Here is a 25933-nt window from a genome sequence, read left to right on the forward strand (position 1 = left end):
GATATCACAGGAACGGGAGCGTGAGCCGGTATGGATCTCTTGCTTGAAGGATTGTGGAAAGTAACGGAGGCGGTAGCTCAGCTCTTCCTGCAGCCGTTTTATTATATTTCGATTATTGTTATTATGCTGCTTTATCGCAGACAAGTTCTGCTGGAGCGGAAGCTGTTCCATGTTAAACTGCACGGCTGGCTGGCCCAGACCTGGCGCACGGTGCTGGGCGGGCTGCTCGCGGGTATCGGCGTTTCGCTGGTTTCGGCGTTTGTCGGGATGACGCTGACTGTAGAAGGAATTTTATGTATCTGGGCCGCAACGATCCTGCTGCTGCTGATTCGCGTCCGCTATTTGTGCCTGGCTTATTCGATCGGACTCCTGGGTGTCGTCCAGTTCGCACTCAACCTGTTCCCGGATTTCGCCGGGAGCGGCTGGCTGGCGGAAGCGGTCCGCGCCGTGCGGGAACTGAATATTCCCGCCCTGCTGTGCCTGGTCGGCCTGCTTCATTTGGCCGAAGGGCTGCTTGTCCGCTGGCAGGGGGCTTCCTTCGCCGGGCCGCTCTTTTATGAGGGCAAGCGCGGGAGGCTGGTCGGCGGCTACCAGATGCAGAGCCTCTGGCCGGTTCCGCTGCTGCTGCTGATCCCCGCCGAGACGACGGGCGGCGTGCTGCCCTGGACGCCGCTGTTCGGCGGGGATGCCTGGCAGGGCGGGTTCGCCCTGATGGCACTGCCGATCGTGATCGGCTTCGCGGAGTCGACGACCGGCATGCTGCCGAAGGCGAAGGCGCGGGTTTCATCGGTGCGGCTGCTGGCCTACGGGGTCATCATCATCGCGCTGGCGCTGCTCGCGTACTGGTGGACCCCGCTTACGCTGCTCGCCGCACTGGCCGCCTTCCTGCTGCACGAAGGCCTGGTCTGGTTCAGCCGGTTCGAGGAGCAGCAGAAGAGCCCGCTGTTTGTCCACCCGCAGGGCGGACTGAAGGTGCTGGCAGTGCTGCCGGGAAGCCCGGCGGAGGAGCTCGGCATCCAGGCCGGCGAGTCCATCGTCCGCGTGAACGGCGTGCCGGTGCCGACGAAGGAGGAGCTGCACGCGGCGCTGCGCACCCAGTCGGCGTTCTGCAAGCTGGAGGTCCGCAATCTCGCGGGCGAGAGCAAATTCCTCCAGCGCGCGATTTACGCCGGCGAGCACCATCAGCTCGGCGCGATTCTGGCGCCGGACGAGCAGGCGCCGGCGGCGGTCAGGCTGCAGCCGCTCTCGCTGCTGCAGCTGCTGCGCCCGCGCAGCTCCGCGCGCGGGCGTGCGCGCGCGGCCGGGAAGCCCGCCGCCTCCGGCGAGGCGGGCGTGAACGACGCCGCCCGCTAGAGCGCAAACGGGCGGACCTGCGCCGGACGAACAGGCGCATCGCATCGTGTTTAGGGATAGCGGCCAACCTTTGGCTGCTATTTTTGTTGTTCCCCCTGGTTTTCCCCCTCTGCACTCGTAAATAGTATATAATTAGTAAAGACATTGGCTTTTACGGAATTAATAATTAATACTAATTGGAGGGATGCAAATGGACGTATTATCGGCCATTGAAGCGCGGCGGGAAATTACCGAATTCAAGGATGCGCCGATACCGGAAGGCGAATTGGAGAAGCTAATCACGGCGCTGTATAAAGCTCCGGCAGGCAATAATTTGCCCTCGCGCGAATTTATACTCGTTACGGATCGGCCGCTGTTGTCGCAATTGAGCAAGACCACGCCTTATGTGCGCTGGCTGGAAGGGGCCGCGGCGGGAATCGTCATTGTCGGCAATGAAGAGCTCAGCAAATACTGGCTGCAGGACGCGTCGATCGCCGGCGGCTTCTTGTGGCTGACGGCAACGTCATTAGGCTTAGGGGCCGCATGGGGAGCGGTATATCATTCGGAGGATGCGGCCGAGTCGCTTCAGCGGGAAAATTATGTCCGGGACATATTGAATATCCCCGCCAAGCTCCGCGTAGTTGCGATTATCGGTCTCGGATACCCGGCTGCCGAGCCTGCCTCTAAAGAGCTTTACCCGCTCCAAGAAGTATTTCATACGAATCGTTATCAAAAATAAACCGGCCGACCCAAAAAACACCGTTCCACGTAAGCAACAGCTTGCGTTGGAACGGTGTTTTGCTCTATTGCCGTTATTGCTGCAATTGCCGCAGCACGGTAATTTCGACGCGGCGGTTTTTCTGCCGGCCTTCCGCGGTGGTGTTGTCGGCCGCGGGCCGGGTGTCGGCATAGCCGGCGTATTGGAAGCCCTGCGGGTCGAGCTTTTCCTTGTCGAGGAAATACCGCAGGACGGACAAAGCGCGTGCGCCCGACAACTCCCAGTTGTCCTTGTACTCGGAGGCCCGGACGATCGGCTGATTGTCCGTGTGCCCTTCGATGCTGATCACGGTATCGAGCTGGCTGAACAGGCTGGCCAGCTTGGACAGCGTTTTGGCGGAGCCCGCCTTCAGATCGGCTTTGCCGGTATCGAACAGAAACCGGTCGCTTAGCGTGATCGAAATCCCCTTGGGCAGATCGGCGACTTTGATCTGGTCCTCCAGCTGGTTGTCCTTGATATACGTTTCAATCCGGTTCATCAGATTTTGCAGTTCTTCTTCCTGTTTACGGAAGGCCAGCTCCCGCTCGGTCAGCGGCTTTTGCTCCGGATCGCCGCCGCTTTCGCTCTGCGGATCGTCATCCGTCACGCCGTTCTCCCCGTTGCTGATAGCCTGTCCCGCATCATGGCTCCCGTCTTCTTCCGCTAACGGCGACTCATGCCCTTTTTCGGTGTCGAGGATGCTATTTCCGTCCTCCAGGATGGAGTCGCCGCTGCCGAAAGTAAGCTGAAGCGACTGAGTGACGACTTTGTATTTCTCCACATCCACGCGGCTCATGGCATACATGACGACGAAAAAAATCAGCAGCAGCGTGATGAGGTCGGCATAGGTGATCATCCACCGGTCATTCGTGTCTTTGATGAGCCTCGGACGCCGGCCTCGCCGCCCGGCTCGGTCTCTCCGGCTCATAGGCTTTCCGTCTCCCCGGCAGCGGGGGCTTGCGGCGCGAGGTCCCGGCGCGCATCCGCCGTGAACGATTCCAGCTTGCGCCGGACGAGCAGCGGATGATCCCCGTTTTGCAGGGAAAGGATGCCTTCCAGCATCATTTCCATCCGTTCGGCTTCATCTTCCCCCCGCCCTTTGATCTTGGCGGCGATGGGCAGAAAGATCAGGTTGGCGCTGGCCACCCCGTATAGAGTAGCCGTAAAGGCCAGGGCGATGGAAGGCCCCAGCGCGGTCGGCTCGGTCAGGCTGCCGAGCACATGAATCAGCCCCATCACCGTACCGATAATCCCCATCGTCGGCGCATATCCGCCGGCCGATTCGAATATTTTCGCATACCCTTCATATTTATTCTGAACGGCGTCGATCTCCAGTTCCATGATTTGCTTGACCATGCTTTGTTCCGTACCGTCGACGACCAGCTGAATGCCTTCCCGCAAAAAGGGATCCCCATGCTCCTCGGCCGACTTTTCCAACGCTAACACGCCTTGGCGTCGCGAAATCATCGACATGCCCACGATATCCTCGATCAGCTTGTCCGCATCGTGCGGTTTCGAGGTAAAGGCCAGCTTCAGCGCCCGGGGAATGGTCTTCAATTTGGCCAAAGGAAAGCTGATCATGACCGCGGCGACCGTGCCGCCGAAGACGATGAGCGCCGCCGCGATCTGAGCCAGTCCGCCGAGCTCCCCGCCCTCCCAAATAAAGCCGCCGATCAAGGCGGCAAGCCCGATGATAAGTCCAAGGATTGTTGTGATATCCATCCGTTTCATGACAACTCCTATTCTGCGACGTTCTGTTTGCATCCTGAACATAAAAGGGTTATAATCAATGGGAACATCCATTCTTATTTTACAAATGTCGGAATGCAAGGTTCTCGTTGATATATAGATGTACAATTTCCATTTTAGACGATAAGGGTGATGTTGGACAATGAGTGATATTGTCTTCAGCAACAATAAATTCGAGCTAATCTCCGAATATACGCCGCAGGGCGACCAGCCGAAGGCGATCGACCAATTGGTGGAAGGCGTAAAAATGGGTAAAAAGCACCAGACCCTGCTGGGCGCCACGGGCACCGGGAAGACCTTCACGATCGCCCATACGATCGCCAAGCTCGGCCGGCCTACACTGGTCATCGCTCATAATAAAACGTTGGCGGCGCAGCTGGCCAGCGAATTCAGGGAATTTTTCCCCAACAACTCCGTTGATTACTTCGTCAGCTACTATGATTACTACCAGCCGGAAGCCTACATTCCATCCTCGGACACTTATATCGAGAAAGACTCCAGCATTAATGAAGAAATCGATAAATTGAGACACTCCGCGACGAGCGCGCTGTTCGAACGGCGGGACGTTATTATCGTGGCGAGCGTGTCTTGTATTTACGGCCTCGGTTCGCCAATGGAATACGGCAGCATGGTGCTGTCGCTGCGGGTCGGAATGGAGAAGCCGCGGAATCAGATCTTGAGCCGTCTGGTCGATATCCAGTACCAGCGGAACGACATCAATTTCGTGCGCGGTACGTTCCGGGTCCGGGGCGATGTCCTGGAAATTTTCCCGGCTTCCAAGGGGGAACAGGCGGTCCGGATCGAATTTTTCGGCGACGAAATCGAACGGATAACCGAGATCGACGTGCTGACCGGCGAATTGGTCGGAGAACGCGACCATGTCGCCATCTTTCCGGCCTCTCACTTTGTCACCCAGGAAGAGACAATGAGAGTCGCGTTGGAAAATATCGAGCGGGAGCTGGAAGAGCGGCTGGCGTATTTCCGAGCCGAGGGCAAGCTGCTGGAAGCGCAGCGCCTGGAGCAGCGCACCCGGTACGATATCGAAATGATGAAGGAGCTCGGCTTCTGTTCGGGGATCGAGAATTACTCCGGACCGCTGACATTCCGCGAGCGCGGCGCGACGCCGTACACGCTGCTGGACTATTTTCCCGAAGATATGCTGATCGTAATCGACGAATCCCATGTGACGCTGCCGCAAATCCGGGCGATGTACAACGGGGACCAAGCGCGCAAGAACGTACTCGTCGACCACGGCTTCCGCTTGCCGTCGGCGCTCGACAACCGGCCGCTGCGGTTCGAGGAGTTCGAGGAGAAGGCGGGGCAGATGATTTTCGTATCGGCGACGCCGGGACCGTATGAACTCGAGCATTGCAACACGATGGTCGAGCAGATTATCCGGCCGACAGGCCTGCTGGATCCGGTGATCGAGCTGCGCCCGACGAAGGGGCAGATCGACGACCTGATCGGCGAGATCAACGACCGGATCGCCAAGGACGAACGGGTGCTGGTGACGACGCTGACCAAGAAGATGGCGGAGGATTTAACCGACTATCTGAAAGAGGTCGGTATTAAAGTCCGCTATCTGCATTCGGATATCAAAACGCTGGAGCGGATGAGCATCTTGCGCGACCTGCGGCTCGGCACCTTCCATGTGCTGATCGGGATCAACCTCCTGCGGGAAGGTCTGGACCTGCCCGAAGTTTCGCTGGTGGCGATCCTCGATGCGGATAAGGAAGGATTCCTGCGCTCCGAGCGGTCGCTGATCCAGACGATCGGCCGGGCGGCGCGGAACTCGGACGGGCGCGTGCTGATGTACGGCGACGGTATAACCGAGTCGATGGACAAGGCGATCAAGGAGACCGAACGGCGGCGCAGCATCCAGATCGCTTATAATGAGAAACATGGAATTACGCCGCAAACGATCCGCAAGAAAGTGCACGATGTCATCGAAGCGACCCGTGTGGCCGAGAGCAAGAACGATTATCTGGCGGACGCCAAGGGCAAGATGTCCAAGCGCGACCGCGAGGCCATGATCGGGCGTTTGGAAATAGAGATGAAAGATGCCGCCAAGAACCTCCAGTTCGAACGGGCCGCGGAGCTCCGCGACGCGATTCTGGAATTGCGGGCGGAATAAGAGTTGGGAGTTGAAACCTAGTGGCTAGCGAAAATATCGTCATCAAAGGCGCCAGAGCGCACAATCTGAAAAACATCGACATTACGATTCCGCGCGACCGTTTTGTCGTCCTGACGGGCTTAAGCGGCTCGGGGAAATCTTCCTTGGCTTTCGATACGATTTATGCGGAAGGACAGCGCCGGTACGTGGAATCCTTGTCCTCTTATGCCCGGATGTTCCTGGGCCAAATGGAGAAGCCGGACGTTGATTCCATCGAGGGGCTGTCGCCCGCAATCTCGATCGACCAGAAGACGACCAGCCGCAACCCGCGTTCGACGGTCGGCACGGTCACGGAAATTTACGATTATTTGCGCCTGCTGTTCGCCCGCGTCGGCCATCCCCACTGCCCCGAGCACGGGATTGAGATCACGTCCCAGACGGTCGAGCAAATGGTGGACCGGATCATGCAGTATCCCGAGCGGACGAAACTGCAAATCCTGGCCCCGGTGATTTCCGGCAAGAAGGGGGAGCACAAGAGCCTGTTTGCCGAAATTGCCAAGCAGGGCTTTGTGCGCGTCCGCGTCGACGGCGAGCAGCGGGACCTGTCGGAAAATATCGAGCTGGAGAAGAACAAGAAGCACTCCATCGAGGTCATCGTCGACCGGATCATCGTCAAGGAGGACGCCCGCAGCCGGCTGGCCGACTCCATCGAGACGGCGCTCAAGATGTCCGGCGGACAACTGCTTGTCGATATCATCGGCCAAGAGGAGCTGCGGTTCAGCTCCAACTACGCCTGTCCGATCTGCGGCTTCAGCATCGATGAGCTGTCGCCGCGGATGTTCTCGTTCAACAGCCCGTTCGGGGCTTGTCCGGACTGCGACGGTCTCGGCATGAAGATGATCATCGACCCGGACCTGCTGGTTCCCGATCCCGGCAAGAGTATTGAAGAAGGCGCATTTGAAGCCTGGGCCGGCGGGATGTCCAACTATTATCCGCAGTTTCTGCGGTCGGTGTGCGAGCATTATGATATTCCGCAGGATGTGCCTGTCTCGGAACTGACCAAAGACCAGATGGACATACTCCTTTACGGCACCGGGTCCACCAAGATCCGGTTCCGGTATCAGAACGATTTTGGCGTAAGTAAAGACGCTTATGTTACTTTTGAAGGGATTATCCCCAACCTGGAGCGGCGGTACCGGGAAACCGGATCGGAAGGCATTCGTGAATTCATCGAGCAGTTCATGGGCTCGAAGCCGTGCGAAACCTGCAAAGGCCACCGTTTGAAGAAGGAAGTTCTGGCGGTAACCATCAACGGCGAGAATATGGCGCACGTGACGGATCTGTCGATCGGCGAAGCGACGAAGTTCTTCGACAATCTGGTATTGAGCGAGAAGGAAGCGGCCATCGCCCAACTGATTCTGAAAGAGATTCACAGCCGGCTGGGCTTTCTGGTGAATGTCGGGCTCGAGTATTTGACCTTGAGCCGGGCGGCCGGAACGCTATCCGGCGGCGAAGCCCAGCGGATCCGGCTCGCGACGCAGATCGGGTCAAGTCTGATGGGCGTGCTGTACATTCTCGACGAGCCGAGCATCGGGCTGCATCAGCGGGATAACGACCGTCTCATCTCGACCCTCGCGCATATGCGGGATCAAGGCAATACGCTGATTGTCGTCGAGCATGACGAGGACACCATGCTGGCCGCCGATCATATCATCGATATCGGCCCCGGAGCGGGGATTCACGGCGGACAGGTCATTTCGCAAGGAACTCCGCAGGAAATCATGGACGATCCGAAATCACTGACCGGACAATATTTAAGCGGACGGAAGTTTATCGAGGTACCCGGGGAGCGGCGCAAACCGGACGGCCGCTGGCTGGAGGTCAAGGGCGCGAAGGAAAACAACCTGAAGAACATCAACGTGAAGTTCCCGATCGGGGTCTTTACGGCGGTGACGGGCGTATCCGGGTCCGGCAAATCGACACTGGTCAATGAAATCCTATACAAAACGTTGGCCCGGGACCTGAACCGCGCCAAAACGCGTCCGGGACAATATCGCGAGATGAAGGGGCTGGAGCATGTAGACAAGGTGGTCGACATCGACCAGTCGCCGATCGGCCGTACGCCGCGCTCCAACCCGGCGACGTATACCGGCGTATTCGACGATATCCGCGATTTGTACGCGCAAACGAACGAGGCGAAGCTTCGCGGCTACAAGAAGGGCCGGTTCAGCTTCAATATCAAGGGCGGACGCTGTGAAGCCTGCAAGGGCGACGGGATCATCAAGATCGAAATGCACTTCCTGCCGGATGTTTATGTGCCTTGCGAGATTTGCAAAGGCAAACGGTATAACCGGGAAACGCTCGAAGTCAAATACAAAAACAAGAGCATTGCGGATTTGCTGGAGATGACCATCGAGGATGCGACGCATTTCTTCGAGAATATCCCGAAAATTCACCGCAAGCTGCAAACCTTGCTTGATGTGGGTCTCGGCTACGTGACGCTGGGACAACCCGCGACCACGTTGTCCGGCGGCGAAGCGCAGCGCGTCAAGCTTGCTTCCGAGCTGTACCGGCGCAGCACGGGCAGAACGATCTACATCTTGGACGAACCGACGACAGGGCTCCATGTGGACGATATCGACCGTCTGCTGAAAGTGCTGCATCGGCTGGTCGATTCCGGCGACACTGTGCTCGTGATCGAGCATAACCTCGACGTCATCAAGACGGCCGACTATATCATCGATCTCGGCCCCGAAGGCGGCAGCGGCGGCGGCACGATCATCGCCAGCGGCACGCCGGAGCAAATCGTCAAAGTGGAAGAGTCCTACACCGGCCGCTACCTCGCCCCCATCCTGGAGCGCGACACGAAGCGGACGGAGGAATTGCGGGTTCGCTCATAGTCGCTCATAGTCTCAAGTTTGCAAGAGTCCGGAGTACCTCGCCAGAGCCATGGTGGGGGTGCTGCGGACTTTTCTTATAACTGTGGTATAATGTAAACCAGATTTAACACGAAGGTGGGTGTTCGCGTTGAGTGTTAATAAGGAGGATTTAAAAAAATTAATTGATACTATCCCGGATCAGGATGCTAGAGAAGTATACGATTTTATCAGGTATCTAAAAATGAAACGGGAAGAAGTGGAAATTCGCGAGCTTGAAAAGGTTAGCGTCACAAGCATGGATTTTTGGGATAATCCGGTGGATGACGAGGTTTGGAATGATGTATAGTCAGGGGGAGATCTTACTTATTCCGTTTCCTTACAGTGATCTTTCGTCAACTAAAAAACGCCCTGTTCTTGTACTATCTAATACCGAGTATAATCAATCGCACAAGGATATTGTCGTCGCTGCGATTACCTCGAATATCGCCGAAAGGGATTACTTAATACAGATTTCAGAAAGTGATCTAGTTAAGGGACAACTTAAGGTTGAATCGGGCATTCGGGTAGATAAAATCTATACATTTTCGGATAATATTGTGATCAAGAGCTTCGGGCAAATCTCTTCCGAAAAGATGAGTCAAGTAAGGGCCAGATTATATGAGCTTTTCTCAATTTTAGGGGCTTAACCAATAGGTATGATTATAAATTGTCCGTGAATGGCGGATTTTTCTTGGGGTTTTGTCTTTTGAGAAATGGACAGTTCCGCTGCAGGAGATAGATCGCTCCGGGGTGTACTGATTCAAAATGTAGTGAATGTGGTTTAGTGGAGGCACAACATATAGATTATTTTCCACACGGGTGATAATACCCCGAATGTCCACCTTTCGGGTGGACATTTTTTGTGTTTGTCCATATGTGGGATACAGTCTTTTTACGTAGAGCAATTGTGGATTTGATGATGAATGAATAAGATATGAATTACTTAACATAAAAGAAGAAAAATTCAACAATTTCTTGTCATTTTGCTTGCATCCGCTTTAATGAGAAGCTAACATAGAGGAAGATGGAAAAAACCGTGAACTTAATCGAGGAGGGCATGCTATGTTACTCGCTGCGGCAGGGGAAGTATCGACGACCTTTAACGGGTTTGATATTTTTATGATTTTGTTTACGATTGTCATCCTGATCGGGGTTATCCGACTGCTGAAGGAGCGTCCGAAAAAAAATCTGTTCGCGATCGGGTTCGGCATTTTCAGCCTGCTGGTGTTTTTGGCGTCCGATGCGGCTATGATCCAGGCGTGGTTCAGTTAATTCGCGTATAGCTTATTGCATCGATGATCGAGCGTAGGATGGAAGCGGGTACGGAAAAGGCACTTTGTTCCGGGTGAGGGATGGGGTGTCTTTTTGCGCGTGTGAAAAGGTTATAGGTGTACAGTGTAGCTAGAAGTTCCAAAGGTTTCGGCGATTCAAGAGGTTCCAATGGTTCCAACGCTTCCCGCCGCTTGATGGCTAGTGTGTTCGGGCCATGTCTGCTAAAATGATTAGGTTATGGGAGTTTTAAGGATCAGAGAGAACTAATTTATTATATTAATTAAATGGCCCGTCAATGCGGGACTTCCGGGAGGAACTCATGAGCCATACGGCATTAATAAGACAGGATGTGGAGCTGCTTGCTCCGGCAGGGGATTGGGACTGCATGCGGTCGGCCGTTGCAAACGGCGCGGATGCGGTGTATTTTGGCGTGGAAAAGTTTAATGCACGGGCGCGGGCCAACAATTTCCGGATGGACGAGCTGCCGGAGATTATGGCGTTTTTGCACAGCTATGGGGTCAAGGGATTCCTGACCTTTAACATATTGGTGTTTGAAGATGAAATGGCGGCGGCCCAGGAGCTGATTGAGGCTTGTATGGAGGCCGGTGTAGACGCGGTGATTGTACAGGACCTCGGATTGGTTAAGCTGATCCGCGAGCTGTCGCCGGATTTTCCGATTCACGGTTCGACGCAGATGACGATTACTTCGCCGGAGGCGGTGGAGTTTACGAAGCCTTGGAATATGGAGCGGGTTGTGCTTGGACGCGAAAACAATCTTAAGCAGATTAGAACGATTGGCGATCAGGCTAAGCTGCCGATGGAGGTTTTTGTGCACGGGGCGATCTGTGTGTCGTATTCCGGCCAATGTCTGACCTCCGAAATGTGGGGCGGACGCTCGGCCAACCGCGGCGAATGCGCGCAAGCCTGCCGCTTACCGTACGATTTGATCGTCGACGGGGAGACGAAGCCGATGGGTGATGTCGCTTATTTGCTGTCGCCTAAAGATTTGGCGGCGATTGACATTATTCCGGAGCTGATTGAAGCGGGCGTTACTTCCTTCAAAATCGAAGGCCGGCTCAAGAGTCCGGAGTATGTGGCGAATGTGGTGAGCAAGTACCGGAAGGCGATCGACCGGTATTTTGACGGGGATGACACGCGTCCGTCCAAGGAAGAAATCCGCGAGCTGCAGCAGAGTTTTTCGCGCGGCTTTACGCACGGGTTCCTGGAGGGGACGAACAACAAGAAGTTGCTTGACGGAACGTTCCCGAAAAGCCGCGGCGTTTACCTCGGCCGGGTGGAGCAGGTGCTCCGCGACGGCGTGGTCTGCAAGCTGGAAGCGCCGCTGAAGCGCGGCGACGGCATCGTATTTGACGCGGGCGATCCGACGAAGAAGGAAGAGGGCGGCCGCGTATACGATTTGCGGCGCAAAGGCGTGAAGCTGGAGGGCGAGGCCGACGAGACGTGGATCGTCGATATCGTGCCTGGGCGCAGCGACGTCGATCTGCGCCGCGTGCATGTGGGCGACCGGATCTGGAAGACGAGCGATCCGGCACTGGACAAGCGGCTGCGCCAGACGTTCGAGACCGACAAGCCGTACCGGGTGTTCCCGGTACATGTGCGGGCGGTCGGCCACGCGGGCGGGCTGCTGACCACCTTCTGGACCGATGTCCAGAAGGGCACGACGGTGCGCGTCGACTCGGAGCTGGAGCTCGAGGTCGCGCTGAAAAGGCCGATGGACGGCGCTCTGCTCGAAGAGCAGTTCGGCCGTCTCGGCGGCACGGTGTTCCAGCTCGAGCGGCTGGACATGGAGCTGCATGGCGACGTGATCCTGCCGATGCGCGAGCTGAACGGCATCCGCCGGCGCGCGGTGGAGCTGCTCGCCGCCGAGCGTCCGAAGCCGCCCGTGTACACGCGGGCGGCAGCCATCGAGGCTGCGCCTGCCGCCACGCAGGGCGGCGGGGGCGCAGCGGGGCTGCCCGCAGGCGCTGCCACGGGCGCGCCGGTTAAGCGCGGTGAGGCGAAGCTCACCGCGCTGTGCCGCAGCCTGCCGCAGGTGCAGGCTGCGCTCGAAGCCGGCGTGGAGATGATTTACGCCGACTTCGAGTTTATCAAGCAGTTCCCGGCAGCGGTGGAAGCCGTTCGGGCGGCCGGCAAGCAAATCGCGCTGGCCACGCCGCGCATCCATATGCCGGGCGAGAACGGCTACCACAACAACATCCTGCGTCTTCAACCCGACGCGGTGCTGGTGCGCAATACCGGTGCGCTGTATTTCTACCTGCGCCACCGGATGGAAAACCCGTCCGCCTCGCATCCGCGGCTGATTGGCGATTTCTCGCTGAACATCGCCAATCACAAAACGGTGGAGCTGTTCCTCGAGGCGGGCTGCGACCTCGTTACGCCGTCTTACGATTTGAACGTCCAGCAGATGGTCGATCTGCTGCGGCAAAGCCCGACGGCGGGCATGGAAATCGTCATCCATCAGCATCTGCCGATGTTCCATACCGAGCACTGCGTGTACTGTACCTTCCTCAGTGAAGGTACGGACTACACCAACTGCGGCCGCCCTTGCGAGGCGCATCGCGCTTCGCTGCAAGACCGGATCGGCATGAGCCATCCGGTCCGCGTCGACGAAGGCTGCCGCAATACGGTCTACAACGCGATCGAGCAGTCCGGGGCGGAATACCTGAGCAACTTTATGGAGCTCGGCGTGCCGAACTACCGGGTGGAGTTCCTGGAGGAGACGCCGGAGCAGGTTCATCAGGTGATCGATCTGTACAACCGGGCGCTTCGCGGCGAGATCAGCGGCACCCAGGTTTGGCGCACGCTGAAAGCGACCAATCAGCTCGGCGTTACACGCGGACAGCTTGTAAAATAACAAAATAAAATTGATAGAAAAAACCGGCCTTCACTATATGCGTATGAAGGTCGGTTTTTCCAATTATATGGATATTTCGGGCGCTGTTACTCTGATGAGGGACACTTGTATTTCGGGCGCAGACATGGCGAAAACCCGCGCCACGAAAGGCTTTTTTAATTGTAAACACTTTGTGAAACGTCCCTAAAAATGATCGATAAACGATATTTATCAGTGATTAAAAAAACTCTGATGTGGTATAATGAAAACGTAAACAAAACTAGTGGATGATTCATTTAAATCCACTTTGTAGGAGGGTAAATGATATGTTTGAAGGATTCCTCGAAATGCAATCGGTGGTCACTAAAGTTCATGGACGTCTGGAGATTGACGGCGAACAAGAATACCGGAAAATCGAATACGGTACAGAGCGCCATCTTCGCACCCCTGAACCGGGAGGCCGGGACCGCTACGAGGAAGCGCCTCAGCCTATCGTGTCGCGCCTGAAGTTCTGGATCCACTAAAAGAAAACTTCAATTACTGCCGCTTCTTAAGGATATTTATCCCGGGGAGGCGGTTTTTGTTTGTATGGTGTCTTTTTTGCGGCCAAATTATGATATAATGTCCCCATCTTGAAGTTAGGGGAAAGGAAGATAGTCCATCATGAAAATTCGCAAAGCGATCATTCCCGCCGCCGGCTTGGGAACCCGTTTCCTGCCTGCGACGAAAGCGATGCCGAAGGAAATGCTGCCGATCGTGGATAAGCCGACGATCCAGTATATCGTGGAGGAAGCCGTGGCATCGGGAATTGAGGATATTATTATCGTGACCGGTAAAGGCAAGCGGGCAATCGAGGATCACTTTGACAATTCCTTCGAGCTGGAACAGAATTTATCGGAAAAAGGCAAATGGGAGCTGCTCAGCGAGGTCCGCAAGTCCTCGGAAATGGCCGATATCCACTACATACGGCAGAAGGAACCTAAGGGCTTAGGGCATGCGATCTGGTGCGCGCGGAAGTTTATCGGCGATGAACCGTTTGCCGTCCTGCTGGGCGACGATATCGTCGAATCGGAGGTTCCTTGTCTGAAGCAAATGATCGACGTGTACAACTTCCAGAAGGCCTCAATCGTGGGGGTACAGCCGGTTCCTTGGGAAGAGGTGTCCCGCTACGGGATTGTGGACGGCACCGAGATCGGCGACCGCGTGTATCAAGCCAAGGCACTGGTTGAGAAACCGCCGGCCGACAAGGCTACGTCGAACCTGGCGATTATGGGCAGATATATTTTAACCCCAACCATATTCGACATTTTGGACGAGCAGCATGAGGGAGTGGGCGGAGAGATTCAATTGACCGATGCGATTTCTCGTTTGAGCGAGACAGAGCGCATCATCGCCTACAATTTTGACGGCCTGCGTCATGATGTCGGCGAGAAGCTCGGTTTTATCAAAACCATAATTCATTATGCACTGCAGAAAAAAGAATTGCGTGAAGACCTGCTCAAATACATGGCGGAAATTACGGAAGATAAAAAAATCGGCCTCTCTTAAGAGAGAGCCGATTTTTTTCTTGGTTTGGTTGGCGGCCGGTGGCTTAGAAGTTCAATGCCGCAATTTCCTCGATCGATTCTTTTTCGCTCGGATCTATTTGCATCAAACTGTCATACACGGCTTGGTCATTGCCGCCGGATTTTTGCAATGCGGCCAAATACCAGCGGGCGCTTTCCCGACTTGTCGGATCATTCAGATCCTTGCCGATTCCTTGTTTAAGAATTTCAACCGCTTCGGCCGGCTTGTTCATCATATATTGCATTTTACCCGCATTCAGCGCCATCGTCGGAGTTACTGCGAACGCTCCGCCTTGAAGCTGCCCCTTCGGCAGGGTCTTCAAGTGTTCGACGCCACGAACGACATGATCGTAAGCCTGGAGACCCGCTGTGAAGTACTCTTCTTTCTTGGCAACATCCTGGCTTCCGAGCGCTTCATAACCCAGCTCAAAAGATTGAACGATCAGCTTCTCATACCAATCCTGATCATAGGTGTAGCGGTCGGCATTGTCCTTCAGCACATCGTAGGCCTTATCGGTTTCCCCCTTTAATTGATACAGGGAGATGAGCTGCAAATACATGTTTTTGTTGAACTCATCCTTTTTCAGCGCGTCGGTCAGAAGCTTAAGATCCTCATTGTAGAAAGCTTCTTCCTCCGTCTGTTGATAGGCTGCTTTAAGCAGGGAGTTATAGGTCAGTATCGCATCCGGTTGATTACTGCGTTTCTTTAATGCATCCGTAAACGGCTCCCGGATTTCTTGGAAATCGGTGCTTGTCGAGATCAAGGCATTCCCTTTTTCAATCGCGTTGTTGGCTTGGATATACCGGATCGAGGTGAAGATCAGCACCAGCGATCCAATTACCATAACCGCGCTGTACAACGGACGTATGCCGGACGGTTTAAGCTTCAACCGTTTCACCGGAGCGTTGTCCATCGCCGCGGCCATCCCGCCGAGACCGAGGAAGACCAGCATCCCGATAAACACATAACTCATGTTAAAGTCCATCAAACTGTGGATCAGCAGCGAGAACACGATGATGAAATAGATGAAATACGAGTTGCGCTTCGTCTCATCGGAACGGATATATCCGCGAATGTATTTATAGAACACATAGGCGAGGAACGCCACAAGAACGATAAATCCGAGAAGCCCGACTTCGACCAAATACTGCATGACGAAGCTGTGCGCTTGGCGGCTCTGATATGGATTGTTTTGATATTTCTCATAGATCTGGGCCCAAGCCCCGCCGCCTGCCCCGATCACCGGATAATCTTTGATAACCTTCACGGCGTCTTTGTAGAACGTGAGACGTTCCAAAACACTGTGCTGCTGCATGTTGATATTTTCAAGGCGGTCACCAATATTGCCCGGCAGGACGTGCTTCAGGTTCGTTCCCAGCAGCAGTGCGGCCAAAATGACCACGGCAACCACGGAAACGAGCGGCAACCACAGGTTGGCGAGCTTTTTCGCGGACCAGCCTTCCGTACGTTTTTCCAGCCAAGGTGCAACGAAACGCTGAATCAACCAAGCCAACACGGCGACAATGATCGATGCTCCGAGCACATAGAGCCAGCCTTTGGCCGGGTCGCCGATTTCTCCCTTATGAAATTGCTGTCCCAGATTGGTTACCGGTTTTGCGACCGCTATTGTAGCAACGCCGGCAATCACACAATAAAGAATCCAGAGGATCTGCTTGGCCGGCTTAAGGAACAACAGCAGAATAATGAAGACGATCGGCAGAAATACAAGACCGCCGCGTGACAGCGTGAGCAGAATCGACAAAACCATCGGTACGAGCATGAACGCGTGGATGACTTGGCTGTACCATTTTTTCGAGCGGGTGATCGCAAATACGGCCACGAAGAAGAAAGCCATCAAGAAAGCGGCGTACGTATTCGGATACTGGAACACCGAAGCCAAACGCGGACCGTTGGCGTCAATCCACACGGCTTGATTATATTGACCGTTGATTACTGTTTTCGTAAACCAGCCAACCATAGCCGAGACCGTCTTGCCTTGCCCTAACCAATTAAACAGGCCGAACAGAACAATGATATAAGCCACGGCAATCATAGTAGTTTCTATGATAGAATTAGCTAGTTTGCTTCGCAGCAGGTGTAGGCCGATGATGAAAAGAATCGCATAGAGACACTGAATTAACACGGCATTCATTGCATAATATGTACTGGCTGCCGTGATCAGTGATAGGAGGTAGGTAACAGGGATCAGCAGTACCCAAACCGCCATCCAGTCGCGCTGCTCCTCCAGCTTGATCTGTTTGTAGTACGAGGCGACCCATGCCAGCATGAGCAAGCTCCCGACAAGGACGGACCAGAAAATCGGCTTCTCAAAGTTAAGCACCAGCCCGTTAAACACGCCGGCTTGAAACGGTGCCCATACCAAAAATAAAATAAGTCCAACCATCAACACCCAAAGCGCCGCCGGAAATTTTTCCCCATTTCTCGACGCTGCGGCTTTTTTCCCGTATACTGGATTCGACACGTATTTATCTCCTTTGCAAATAGGTACGATAGTATTTTAGCATAAGGAGAGTGCCGGAGCTAGAATAGCAGAATGATTGACAAATATCTACGAGTGATTAAGGGGCAGTATCTATGAAGGATCATGTATATAACTTTATGAAATATAAAGACTTATTTTTTGAGTTGATCAAAAAGGATATAAAGCTAAAATATAGAAACTCAGTTTTAGGAATTTTATGGAGTATGTTAAACCCGCTATTAATGATGATTGTTCTAACAATTATATTCTCAACTTTGTTCAACAAGCATATAGATAATTTTCCTGTTTATACGCTTACCGGTCGCTTAATGTATCAATTTTTCTCGGAGTCTACAAATTTTGCGATGGATTCGATTGGAGCTAATGGGCATCTAATTAAAAAGGTATATATTCCAAAGTATTTATTTCCTCTTTCTCGAATCTGTTCATCTTTTATTACGACTTTGATTTCCATGGTACCATTAGTGTTAGTCATGTTGGTTACCGGTATGTCACTAAATTGGATAAACCTACTGGCAATATATCCTATGATTTGTTTGTTTCTTACTTCTATTGGAGTTGGGTTATTCCTAGCGACGATTAATGTGTTTTTTAGGGATATGAAGCATTTGTATTCTATTATTTTAACGGTAATAATGTATATGACACCAATTTTTTACCCGGCCTCTATAATTCCCGATAGGTATAAATTTATTATAGAAATAAACCCGCTTTTTAATGTTGTAGTTATGTTTCGAGCTTTGATAATGGAAGGCACATTACCTTCATTTAATATAGCTGGAATTACACTTTTGTACTCATGTTGTATTTGTTTTTTCGGACTTTTTGTTTTTTATAAAAAGCAAGATAAATTTATATTTTACATTTAAGAGGGCTTATGAATAATTCGAATATATCATTAGAGGTAAAAAAAGTTTCTATGAAATATCGTCTATCTACAGAGAAAATTAATTCAATGAAACATTATCTTATCAAGAAAGCAAAGCGAGAACTTCACTACGAAGATTTCTATGCTGTTAATAATGTGTCCTTTTCTGTTAAGAAAGGAGAGGTTTTGGGGATTATTGGTAGGAATGGTGCAGGGAAAAGTACTTTGCTAAAAATCGTATCAGGGATATTAAAGCCTACGCAAGGAGAGGTTGTCCGGAGAGGTACAATCGCACCTATGATCGAACTGGGAGCTGGATTTAATGGTGAATTAACAGGTTTGGAAAATATCTATATGAATGGCCTTGTGTTAGGTTACTCACGTCGATTTATTAATGAACATATAGAAGAAATAATAGAATTTTCTGAAATTGGGAAGTTTATTCATACTCCTCTTAAAAATTACTCTTCTGGAATGAAAGCCCGACTAGGTTTTTCAATAGCTACTATAGTTAAACCAGATATATTAATATTAGATGAGGTTTTATCAGTCGGTGATTTTAAATTTAAAGAGAAGAGTGAAAAAAAAATTATGTCTATAATCAATAGCGGTACCACAGTGTTGTTTGTTTCACACTCTATGAGGCAGGTTGAGAATTTATGCCATAAAGTGTTATGGCTTGAAAATGGAAGTGTAAGAAAAATCGGAGAGCCTAGTGTTGTTTGTAAAGAATTCTTAGAAAATTAAGACGGGAAGAGGAATTGGGAGGAATAGTACTTTGATTAAAAAAATTCTAAAAAATATTTTAATACCTATTAAAAGCTTTTTTAATAACCCCAATTATCGTTTGCGGTTAAAATATGCTTATTATAGAGATAGAAAGAAGATAAATGAAAAAACTATTTTATACGAGGCATACCACGGAAGAAGTATGACATGTAACCCATACGCAATTTTCAAACAACTTCTGGAAAAATTTGAGTTTAGCGATTTTAAACATATATGGGTGCTAAATGATTTAAATGATCCGAATGTATCAAAATATTCTAATAACAAAAACATAGAATTCGTTGCCCTAAATAGTAGGGAGTACTTAAAGTATTTAGCTACAGCAAAATATTTAATAAATAACACTACCTTTCCATCGTATTTTAATAAGAGACTAGAGCAAGTATATATTAATACATGGCATGGAACGCCATTGAAACATATGGGAAAGGATATTGCTAAGGCTGATTTTGCACATCATAAAAATATTCAAAGAAACCTCCTTCACTGTGACTATATTGTTATGCCAAATCAATTTACTACAGAAAATTTATTAGATTCTCATGATGTATTAACTATCCTCCCTGGGAAAATAATAAATGAGGGGTATCCACGTAATGATTTATTATTTAAAGCCTCTTCTTTTGTTAGAGATACTTTGAAAATTTCAAGTACAAAAAAAATAATTCTCTATGCACCTACATGGAGAGGGACAGGGGAAAATAGGGAAATAAACACTACGGAACAATTACAAAATGATGTGAAAGAAATTCAAAAATCTGTAGGGGATTCTTATGAGATTTTATTAAAAGTGCATCCTTTTATCTATAAATACTTAAAAAATGAGATGAATTTAAACGTTAATTTGGTTCCTGATTGGATAGATACAAATGAATTGATGTCCATTGTAGATGTTTTAATCACAGATTATTCTAGTATCTTTTTTGATTTTTTGCCTCGTAAAAAACCTATACTTTTTTATGTTTACGATTGGGAATCATATAAAAAAGATCGTGGATTTTATCTAGACCTTAATACTCTGCCGGGACCTCTTTGTTATACACTTCAAGAACTAATAGCAAATATAATTAATGTCGAATCGGTTAAAGATAAATATGAAAATAGATTAAAAGAATATAAGGATAAATATTGTACTAAAGATGATGGGAATGTAACAAACAGAATAGTTGACATTATCTTTAAAAATGACAGTAATTTTAATGTCTATTCAGTTCAAGATAACCGAAAAAAAATTCTTATATATCCAGGTGGTTTTGAAAATAACGGAATAACTTCTTCAATAAATAATTTATTAAATAATATTGATTATTCCAAATATAATATTACCTTGATATTAAATGATAAGTATAAAGAGATCGAGTTAGGAAATGTCCAAAAAATAAATCCAAGAGCGAATAAATTATATAGATTAGGCACTTTTAACTTTAGGTTTTTTGAGCATTATAGTCACCTTATAGTATCTAAACTTTCAAAGTATGCTTTTTTTAGACAATTTTATTGTACAAAAGTTTATAAAGATGAGTTCCATAGGGTTTTTGGTGATGTTGTATTCGATAATGCTATAAATTTTAGCGGTTATTCTGAACTTTGGACCCAATTATTTGCTTTTAATTCCTTCAAAAAAAAGAGTATTTTCTTGCATAATGATATGCTAGCTGAAAGTCAAAAAAGTAAACATAAAAAAAGATTCGAAGTTATTTTTCCCCTTTATGAATATTTTGATAAGATTGCATCTGTTTCAAGTACAACAAGAGAGATAAATGAAAGTAATTTATCACCTTATATAAGTGGAATTTCTAATAAGATGATAACTGTTACTAATAGTATTGATTACCAAGCTATATCAGAGAAGGCCAAGCAATTTTCAAATGTAAAGATAGGTAATGTAGTTTATCATGCCATATCTATAAATCATAATAATAGAACCGTTTCTTTTAAGGGAGTAAGCCTTCCAGATGATAATACGATTTCATTTGTAACAATGGGGAGATTTTCAGTAGAAAAAGATCATATAAAATTGATAAATGCTTTTTATGAAGTAAATAGTGAATTTCCCAATACAAAACTATTCATAATTGGTGATGGCCCTTTAAAGAAAGAATTAATTAGTCAAATAAACAAGCTTTCTCTTTCTGAGCAAGTTATATTAACTGGGCAATTAGAAAATCCTTTTCCTATTATAAATAAGTGTGACTGTTTCGTTTTATCATCTAATTATGAAGGACAACCAATGGTATTACTTGAGACAATGGTTTTAGGAAAGCCAATTATCTCCACTGATATCCCTGGTTCAAGGTTTGTTTTGGAAGATGGATATGGATTATTGGTTGAAAATAGTGTGCAGGGATTAGTTAAAGGTATGAAAGAATTTGTAGAAAAAAATATAAAATTTAATAGTTTTGATTACATTTCATATAATAAGAAGACTATGGAGAATTTTTATAAAGAAATATGCTAACTTTGCAATTATTAAAAGTTAAGTTCTAAAGATTTTAATTTTAGAAATTAGAAGGAGAACATAAAAATGAAAAGAAAGTCAATCTTAATGGGGACAGTGATAGTACTAATATTTAACTTAATTTACCCTCTAAATTCATATGCAAATGAAAGTAAAAATAATAGGGAAGTAAATATCTATATTACCTTAGGTACTCTCCCAACTTTGTATGCAGGTCTAAATACATTTTTGAATGAGTCTGAATCTTATATGTGGTATTCGCGCAAAGATACATTTAATAAGGAATACTTACCTAACTGGGTTGAAATGGTATCTTTCGAAGAAGGCTACGGAGACGTAATGCTAGAAAATTTTAACAATCTAATTAATAGAATCTACGCGTTAGATGATAGTACAATATTTAATCTATACACCGACGATTTACGAGTTCATTTAATAATTCAGCTTTTTGCCAATAATAATATACCTATTGAAAATTATCAGGTTCATCTATTATCCGATGGTACGGCGACATATAGTTACTTTTCAAACCTATTTGGTAAAGAAGGAAGCTATACTAATTGGCTAAATCAGGCTAAAGAATATTCAAGTGAATTTGACAGAGCTTATAATGGTCAGAAATATAAAAACACTACTTCTAGTACTATGCCAATGTATCAAGGAATGTATTCCGCTGCGCAACAAGAAAATGTTGACTATTGGCTTCAGTATCCTGAATATCTAAAAACAAATGACTTAAGTGTGGCTAAAGAGAAAAATAAGATGCATCTTATTAAAAAGTCTCCGTTAGATATATATAATTCATTGTCTTCGGACACAAAGGCTGATTTTGCAAAGGCGGTCGGAATAGAAGTTGATAAATTCAAACAATTTTTTAATAAATCTGCTAAACCAGAACTTATTATTTCTGGTACAAGTTTAGATGGGGAAAAGGGGAACTTTGAACAAGTTATTAATAGCATAAATAATGATTTTAGTGAAACTTATGACATATATTTCAAACCACATCCAGTTTGGGATCCAAATACTAAAAAGGAATTAAAAGAATTAAAGAGAAAAGAATTTTTGGATGATTTGAATATTCAGGTGTTACCAGCTCAATTACCAATGGAATCGTTATTATGGATATTCCCTGACGTAAAAATTGGTGGTTATTCAAGTTCTTTATATATGTCGGCCAACGATAAGCAGCCGTTATTTCTGATAACAAATCAAATTAACGAGCTTCCAGCGCCTTTACCTGATCTTTACTATGATAATTATTTTGGCGACATAACGTTTTATTATTTAAACGGGGTTAAGCACTTTAAGGATATTAATGAGCATTGGGGGGGGGATTACATTGAGGAAGCAGCGGTTAATGGATATATCAAAGGTTATAGTGATGCATCATTTACACCAAATAATTCGATAACTAGAGAAGAATTTATAGTATTAGTTGATAGAATGTTTGATCTACCTAAAGTATCATTAAAGGATATTTCTATAAACGATGAAGAAGATATTAGTGTTTGGGCAAAAGAAGCTATTTTTGAGTCAGTAGACGCAAAAGTAATTACTTTATTTGAAGATCGTAATTTTAAACCAAAACAATATTTGACTCGTTCAGAAATGGTTACTATTATAGGTAGAATACTTGAATTACCAAACAATGAAGAATTAAAATTAAATACTTATAAAGATGTAGAAAATATCCCTTCATGGGCTGTGAATTATGCTATTGAGTCTGCAGAGGCAGGGATTATTGTTGGAAGAGAGCACGATATGTTTAATCCTTATGCTAATTCAACAAGAGCTGAGGCTATTGTAGCTTTATCTAGGGCGTTAAATTTCCAGAAAGTCTCTTAATGGAGAAGAGGTAGAAAGAATGAAAAAAGTCCTAACTTACGGTACCTTTGATTTACTGCATGAAGGGCATATCAATTTACTTAAACGGGCAAGGGATCTTGGAGACTACCTCATTGTTGGCTTATCAAATGATGACTTTAATGCTATTAAACATAAGCAAACTTATTTTTCTTTCGAAAGCCGAAAGCTTATACTCGAGGCTATCAGATATGTTGATCTTGTAATTGAAGAGAAATGCTGGGAACAAAAAGTGGAAGATGTCCAGAAGTTAGGTGTCGATGTTTTTGTCATGGGCGATGATTGGGAGGGCAAGTTTGACTTCTTGAAGGAATATTGTGAAGTGGTTTATTTGCCTCGTACAATTGGAGTTTCCACAACTAAAATTAAGCAAGATTTATTTAAAAAAGCACACGCATGAAAAGTCGGATATACAAGTTTTATTTATGGATTTATTCCATGGTTTACCATGCCCTTATCAAAGTTCTTCCTTTAAACAAAAAGGTTATTTTGTTTGAAAGCAGTGTAGGCAGAAGTTATTCCGGTAACCCCAAATATATTTATGAAGAATTTGTTACGCAAGGGTTGGATCGTCAGTTTAAATGCATATGGGTATTAGAAAACGCGAGTATCAGTATTCCAGGTTGCTGCATAAAAGTAAAAAAGATGCGATTTAAGCATTTATATTATGCTTCTATTTCTGGCTTATGGATTGTAGATTCAAGGCAATCAGAGTTATTCACAAAAAGAAAAGAAAGAAAAATAGTTCAGACATGGCACGGAACTCCTCTTAAGAAGCTAGCACTAGATATGCATGTTATGAATATCGCGGGGGATACAAACTTAACGGATTATCAAATGAAATTTGTTGAGGATGTGAAATCGTGGGATTATTTGATCTCACAAAATCATTATTCTACCGAGAAATTTCGAAGTGCTTTTTCTTTTCAAGGAGATTTTTGGGAAGTGGGTTACCCAAGAAACGACATCCTGATGAACCATAATGATGAAGCTACTATTTATCAGCTCAAAATTAAACTGGGCCTTCCTGTAAATAAAAAAATTATCTTGTATGCGCCAACGTTTAGAGACGATGAGTATTATGGGCCAGGAAAGTGGAAATTGAATCTCCATCTTGATCTTTCTCTCATGAAGAAACAGCTTGCTGAGGATTTTATCATTGTTATTAAATTGCATTATTTTCAGCAGGAACAAATCCGTTTTAATTATGAGTTGAATGATTTTATTTATGTGTTTCATCCGGATCAAGATATTCAGTTGCTTTATTTGGTAGCAGACCTTATGATAACCGATTACTCGTCTGTTATGTTCGACTATAGTATATTAAGAAAGCCTATTATTCTGTACTTATACGACTTTGAGAAGTATAGGAATGAACTGCGGGGATTTTATTTCGATATTCGCAAAGAGTCGCCAGGTCCAGTAGTATATGACCAAGAGCAATTAATTGAGGCTATTAATTCAAGCGAAGCAAATTTTGAGTTATATAAAGAAAAATATGAGAAATTCATTGAACAATTTAATTATTTGGACGATGGTAAAGCTGCTTCAAGAGTTGTTGATAAAATCAAACAAATATACATGATAAACCAATAAAAGCCCGAAAAGGGCTTTTATTGGTTTAATAGTGATTTTACGACACCAACCACACGTTCTGAATTTCTGGTATCAGAAAAGGTGTGATATTCTTCTTTCATTTTGGTACGTATTTCATAGTGCTCATCATTACCCGAGAATAATTTGGTTAATTCTCCGGTAACCTCATTCCATGTATTGCATTTGGAGCCCGGAGTAAGAAGCTCATATTCACCATAAAGTTCTCTGTCTTTAGACATGTATTCATTTAAGTCGAAAGGTGTGAAAATAATAGGTCTATTTAGAAGCAAATAGTCAAAGTAGACGCTTGAATAATCTGTGATAAGGACATCTGTCCAAGGCAGTAAATAATTAATATCGGATTCATCATTCTCATTTAATAAAACTACACGAGGTGTATCAATCCGGTGTGTATGGTTTGCAAGATTGTAATAGTGTAGTTTAATGTAAAGTATAGTATTGTGTTTCTCTAAAAAGTCTGGTAGGTTGCTTAAATTAATTGAGTTTATAAAGTCAGATAAAGCTTTAGCATCGTTACGATGAGTGGGAAAGTAACAAATTTTCTTTTCAATTGGTAAATCTAATGGGTTTATTTTAAGTACAGAAGGTTTATCTGGCTCTTTATCTAAAATAATATCCCCTCGCGGAGTTCCTGTGATAAAGATCTTGTTTTCCGGAAGTTGAAACGCTGATTTGAAAATATTAGATACTAAAGGGCTTGTTGACGCTACAGCATCCCATTTTCCATAAACATCTTTAAAGGGAAGCAAAAACGATTTAATTTGTGATAAGCTTCTTACAAGTCCTGTCTTATTTATGGGATTATTATAATTATCATCATAAACAATTTTTTTCAGCGGGATGCCATGCCAAAGTTGAAATTTTAGCGCTTTTGATGATCCTATTGTATTCACGTCTGTAATATTAACGGTGAACATGGCTACGGAAGCTCTGCACGAATACCAATATCCTTTAAGTGAATAGATCGAATAGGCTTCTAAATTTTTGCTACGAAGTCCACGAACAATATTTTTTTGTCGAGTAAGCCAAATAGCTCTGATATCTGGTTCATTTTCTGTGATATATTCGAATACGTAGCGGCTGCTATCCGAATATCTATTTCCAAACCAAGATCCCATAACCCACAATTTTTTATTACGGGGAACAATGAGGGAAAATAAGTATAAAGGTAATAAAAAAAGGTTTCCTATTAATTTTAGTACCCGCATAGTTGCTTCCTTCCAAAATTTTTTATAAAAATACTAGCTATACAATTATATAATATCAAAAGT

At 46.9% G+C, this 25933-nt stretch carries 20 protein-coding genes; 16 read left to right on the plus strand and 4 right to left on the minus strand.

Features of this window, described 5'->3' with window-relative positions; genetic code table 11:
• Nucleotides 1-30: 30 nt before the first annotated feature.
• The gene (locus tag V3851_RS20060) at nucleotides 31-1353 is read left to right on the plus strand and encodes a PDZ domain-containing protein (RefSeq protein ID WP_331848342.1); all 1323 of its coding nucleotides are present in this window, start codon (nucleotides 31-33) and stop codon (nucleotides 1351-1353) included.
• 190 nt (nucleotides 1354-1543) lie between these two features.
• On the plus strand, nucleotides 1544-2071 hold the full coding sequence (locus V3851_RS20065) for a nitroreductase family protein (protein WP_331848343.1): 528 nt from the start codon (nucleotides 1544-1546) through the stop codon (nucleotides 2069-2071).
• Nucleotides 2072-2144: 73 nt separating this feature from the next.
• Here the strand turns inward: V3851_RS20065 and V3851_RS20070 are convergent, their stop codons facing one another.
• Both V3851_RS20070 and V3851_RS20075 read right to left on the minus strand, forming a co-directional pair.
• On the minus strand, nucleotides 2145-3017 hold the full coding sequence (locus tag V3851_RS20070; protein ID WP_331848344.1) for a flagellar motor protein MotB: 873 nt from the start codon (nucleotides 3015-3017) through the stop codon (nucleotides 2145-2147).
• Nucleotides 3014-3811 carry a flagellar motor protein gene (locus tag V3851_RS20075; protein ID WP_331848387.1) on the minus strand — a complete coding sequence of 266 codons (798 nt, stop codon included), beginning with the start codon at nucleotides 3809-3811 and terminating at the stop codon, nucleotides 3014-3016. The genes V3851_RS20070 and V3851_RS20075 overlap by 4 nt, the downstream gene beginning before the upstream one ends.
• A gap of 169 nt (nucleotides 3812-3980) precedes the next feature.
• On the opposite strand from V3851_RS20075, the gene uvrB reads away from it, so the two are divergent.
• The 8 genes from uvrB to galU all read left to right on the plus strand — a co-directional run bounded on the left by uvrB (nucleotide 3981) and on the right by galU (nucleotide 14543).
• A complete protein-coding gene (gene uvrB, locus V3851_RS20080; RefSeq protein ID WP_331848345.1) occupies nucleotides 3981-5972 on the plus strand; it encodes an excinuclease ABC subunit UvrB in 1992 nt (663 codons plus the stop codon).
• 20 nt (nucleotides 5973-5992) lie between these two features.
• Entirely contained in the window at nucleotides 5993-8851 is a 2859-nt protein-coding gene (gene uvrA / locus V3851_RS20085; protein WP_331848346.1) for an excinuclease ABC subunit UvrA, read from the plus strand.
• Nucleotides 8852-8969: 118 nt separating this feature from the next.
• The gene (locus tag V3851_RS20090; RefSeq protein ID WP_331848347.1) at nucleotides 8970-9176 is read left to right on the plus strand and encodes a DUF2281 domain-containing protein; all 207 of its coding nucleotides are present in this window, start codon (nucleotides 8970-8972) and stop codon (nucleotides 9174-9176) included.
• Complete coding sequence (locus V3851_RS20095) at nucleotides 9166-9516, plus strand: type II toxin-antitoxin system PemK/MazF family toxin (RefSeq protein WP_331848348.1); 351 nt, start codon at nucleotides 9166-9168, stop codon at nucleotides 9514-9516. Before V3851_RS20090 ends, V3851_RS20095 begins: the two co-directional genes overlap by 11 nt.
• 415 nt (nucleotides 9517-9931) lie before the next feature.
• Entirely contained in the window at nucleotides 9932-10141 is a 210-nt protein-coding gene (locus V3851_RS20100; protein WP_331848349.1) for a DUF2759 family protein, read from the plus strand.
• A 319-nt stretch (nucleotides 10142-10460) separates the two neighbouring features.
• Nucleotides 10461-13016: a U32 family peptidase gene (locus tag V3851_RS20105; RefSeq protein ID WP_331848350.1), complete on the plus strand. Its 2556-nt coding sequence runs from the start codon at nucleotides 10461-10463 to the stop codon at nucleotides 13014-13016.
• Between the two features lie 305 nt (nucleotides 13017-13321).
• The gene (locus V3851_RS20110; protein WP_331848351.1) at nucleotides 13322-13519 is read left to right on the plus strand and encodes a hypothetical protein; all 198 of its coding nucleotides are present in this window, start codon (nucleotides 13322-13324) and stop codon (nucleotides 13517-13519) included.
• A gap of 139 nt (nucleotides 13520-13658) precedes the next feature.
• Nucleotides 13659-14543 carry a UTP--glucose-1-phosphate uridylyltransferase GalU gene (gene galU, locus V3851_RS20115; RefSeq protein WP_331848352.1) on the plus strand — a complete coding sequence of 295 codons (885 nt, stop codon included), beginning with the start codon at nucleotides 13659-13661 and terminating at the stop codon, nucleotides 14541-14543.
• Nucleotides 14544-14586: 43 nt separating this feature from the next.
• On the opposite strand, the gene V3851_RS20120 is transcribed toward galU, so the two are convergent.
• A complete protein-coding gene (locus V3851_RS20120; protein ID WP_331848353.1) occupies nucleotides 14587-17043 on the minus strand; it encodes an O-antigen ligase family protein in 2457 nt (818 codons plus the stop codon).
• Nucleotides 17044-17156: 113 nt separating this feature from the next.
• Here V3851_RS20120 and V3851_RS20125 point away from each other — a divergent pair, with 113 nt between their 5' ends.
• The 6 genes from V3851_RS20125 (at nucleotide 17157) to V3851_RS20150 (ending at nucleotide 24641) form a co-directional block, all read left to right on the plus strand.
• The gene (locus tag V3851_RS20125; protein WP_331848354.1) at nucleotides 17157-17933 is read left to right on the plus strand and encodes an ABC transporter permease; all 777 of its coding nucleotides are present in this window, start codon (nucleotides 17157-17159) and stop codon (nucleotides 17931-17933) included.
• Between the two features lie 8 nt (nucleotides 17934-17941).
• Nucleotides 17942-18679 carry an ABC transporter ATP-binding protein gene (locus tag V3851_RS20130; RefSeq protein WP_331848355.1) on the plus strand — a complete coding sequence of 246 codons (738 nt, stop codon included), beginning with the start codon at nucleotides 17942-17944 and terminating at the stop codon, nucleotides 18677-18679.
• A 31-nt stretch (nucleotides 18680-18710) separates the two neighbouring features.
• Nucleotides 18711-21179, plus strand: a complete 2469-nt coding sequence (locus V3851_RS20135) for a glycosyltransferase (RefSeq protein ID WP_331848356.1) — start codon at nucleotides 18711-18713, stop codon at nucleotides 21177-21179.
• A 66-nt stretch (nucleotides 21180-21245) separates the two neighbouring features.
• The gene (locus V3851_RS20140) at nucleotides 21246-23027 is read left to right on the plus strand and encodes an S-layer homology domain-containing protein (protein WP_331848357.1); all 1782 of its coding nucleotides are present in this window, start codon (nucleotides 21246-21248) and stop codon (nucleotides 23025-23027) included.
• Nucleotides 23028-23046: 19 nt separating this feature from the next.
• Nucleotides 23047-23445, plus strand: a complete 399-nt coding sequence (gene tagD / locus V3851_RS20145; protein WP_331848358.1) for a glycerol-3-phosphate cytidylyltransferase — start codon at nucleotides 23047-23049, stop codon at nucleotides 23443-23445.
• 38 nt (nucleotides 23446-23483) lie between these two features.
• The gene (locus V3851_RS20150; protein ID WP_331848359.1) at nucleotides 23484-24641 is read left to right on the plus strand and encodes a CDP-glycerol glycerophosphotransferase family protein; all 1158 of its coding nucleotides are present in this window, start codon (nucleotides 23484-23486) and stop codon (nucleotides 24639-24641) included.
• Between the two features lie 17 nt (nucleotides 24642-24658).
• Here the strand turns inward: V3851_RS20150 and V3851_RS20155 are convergent, their stop codons facing one another.
• Entirely contained in the window at nucleotides 24659-25870 is a 1212-nt protein-coding gene (locus V3851_RS20155) for a CDP-glycerol glycerophosphotransferase family protein (RefSeq protein ID WP_331848360.1), read from the minus strand.
• Between the last annotated feature and the right edge of the window lie 63 nt (nucleotides 25871-25933).

It is taken from the genome of Paenibacillus haidiansis (genome assembly GCF_036553665.1).
In the GTDB taxonomy this organism is placed as follows: domain Bacteria; phylum Bacillota; class Bacilli; order Paenibacillales; family Paenibacillaceae; genus Fontibacillus; species Fontibacillus haidiansis.

Excerpts from the sequence above, each read along its gene's own strand:
- V3851_RS20060 (WP_331848342.1), top strand. The coding sequence starts at position 31 with ATGGATCTCTTGCTTGAAGGATTGTGGAAAGTAACGGAGGCGGTAGCT.
- V3851_RS20065 (WP_331848343.1), top strand. The coding sequence starts at position 1,544 with ATGGACGTATTATCGGCCATTGAAGCGCGGCGGGAAATTACCGAATTC.
- V3851_RS20070 (WP_331848344.1), bottom strand. The coding sequence starts at position 3,017 with ATGAGCCGGAGAGACCGAGCCGGGCGGCGAGGCCGGCGTCCGAGGCTC.
- V3851_RS20075 (WP_331848387.1), bottom strand. The coding sequence starts at position 3,811 with ATGGATATCACAACAATCCTTGGACTTATCATCGGGCTTGCCGCCTTG.
- uvrB (WP_331848345.1), top strand. The coding sequence starts at position 3,981 with ATGAGTGATATTGTCTTCAGCAACAATAAATTCGAGCTAATCTCCGAA.
- V3851_RS20095 (WP_331848348.1), top strand. The coding sequence starts at position 9,166 with ATGATGTATAGTCAGGGGGAGATCTTACTTATTCCGTTTCCTTACAGT.
- V3851_RS20100 (WP_331848349.1), top strand. The coding sequence starts at position 9,932 with ATGTTACTCGCTGCGGCAGGGGAAGTATCGACGACCTTTAACGGGTTT.
- V3851_RS20105 (WP_331848350.1), top strand. The coding sequence starts at position 10,461 with ATGAGCCATACGGCATTAATAAGACAGGATGTGGAGCTGCTTGCTCCG.
- V3851_RS20110 (WP_331848351.1), top strand. The coding sequence starts at position 13,322 with ATGTTTGAAGGATTCCTCGAAATGCAATCGGTGGTCACTAAAGTTCAT.
- galU (WP_331848352.1), top strand. The coding sequence starts at position 13,659 with ATGAAAATTCGCAAAGCGATCATTCCCGCCGCCGGCTTGGGAACCCGT.
- V3851_RS20125 (WP_331848354.1), top strand. The coding sequence starts at position 17,157 with ATGAAGGATCATGTATATAACTTTATGAAATATAAAGACTTATTTTTT.
- V3851_RS20130 (WP_331848355.1), top strand. The coding sequence starts at position 17,942 with ATGAATAATTCGAATATATCATTAGAGGTAAAAAAAGTTTCTATGAAA.
- V3851_RS20140 (WP_331848357.1), top strand. The coding sequence starts at position 21,246 with ATGAAAAGAAAGTCAATCTTAATGGGGACAGTGATAGTACTAATATTT.
- tagD (WP_331848358.1), top strand. The coding sequence starts at position 23,047 with ATGAAAAAAGTCCTAACTTACGGTACCTTTGATTTACTGCATGAAGGG.
- V3851_RS20150 (WP_331848359.1), top strand. The coding sequence starts at position 23,484 with ATGGTTTACCATGCCCTTATCAAAGTTCTTCCTTTAAACAAAAAGGTT.
- V3851_RS20155 (WP_331848360.1), bottom strand. The coding sequence starts at position 25,870 with ATGCGGGTACTAAAATTAATAGGAAACCTTTTTTTATTACCTTTATAC.